This window comes from Frankia sp. CcWB2 (assembly GCF_977927585.1).
Genome location: NZ_CDWRCM010000195.1, coordinates 1 through 1,009, shown reverse-complemented (window position 1 = coordinate 1,009; position 1,009 = coordinate 1). Strand labels below are relative to the sequence as shown.

Sequence of the window (1,009 nt, the reverse complement as noted above, 5' to 3'; positions counted from 1 at the left end):
GGCCCTGCATCTAGTGCACATCATCACGACCGGTGTCCTGGTCGGGGACGGCGACGAGATCGACAATCTGTCCTGGCGGCTCGATCGCCTGCCCAGGGCGTCTGCCGACTGCAACTGCCGCGCCTGCCTGGAGAACCGGGGGATCAGGACCGGACCGACGCCGGGTTCCACCGTCCCGAACCAGGGGCGCGGGCGCTACACCCGCTCCGCGAAGGAGAAGGGACCCGCGCCCGGACGCCCAGGATGGGAGGCCTACGGGTCCCGAGCCGCCCGCCCGGAATCCGAGGCGCCGCCCGTGTCGATCCCGCGGCCACCGCTGGAGGCCATCGAGGAGGCCGCTCGCGCGGGACGCGCGCATGCCCAGATGGCGAGCCAGTCGGCGGCTGACGGCGCGGCCTGAGCCGGTCGACCCGTGGTCCGGCTCGCCCGCCGCAGCGCGCGGCGGCGGGCGGCGGATGGTGACGGTCGGTGGCGGATGGTGTTGCATAGTCCCAGCGACAGCCCATCATGGGAAGTCATGGTGACCCAGGAACGTAGCGCGCAGGCCCCGTCTTTCAGGGCGGGGCTAGCGCATCAACGACAGCGTGACAGGCAAGCCTGCTATCCTGTCACTTATGGGGTCGAAGGTGGTGAAGCGGGCGTACCGCTACCGCTTCTAGCCGACCCCGGAGCAGGCCGCCCAGCTCGCGCAGACGTTCGGCTGTGTGCGCTACGTGTACAACCGGGCGCTCGCGGAACGGCACCGGGCCTGGTTCCAGGAGCAGCGGCGGGTCACCCACGCCGAGACCGACCGGATGCTCACCGGCTGGAAACGCGACCCGGGCACACTCTGGCTCGCCGGGCTATCGAAAGGGCCGTTGCAGGCCGCGTTACGGAACCTGCAAACCGCCTACGTGAACTTCTGGGAGAAGCGCGCCGGCTACCCCTCGTTCAAGAAGAAGGGCAAGACCGCCGATTCAGCGGCCTACTCCCGGAACTGCTTCACGTTCCGGGACGGGCAGATCAAGCT

The 1,009-nt window shown here is 69.7% G+C and carries 2 pseudogenes; both read left to right on the top strand.

The features are described from left to right. Positions 1-400, top strand: a pseudogene (locus ACY45C_RS17670) (hypothetical protein); the annotation flags it as partial. Positions 401-614: 214 nt separating this feature from the next. Beyond that, positions 615-1,009, top strand: a pseudogene (locus ACY45C_RS17665) (RNA-guided endonuclease InsQ/TnpB family protein); the annotation flags it as partial.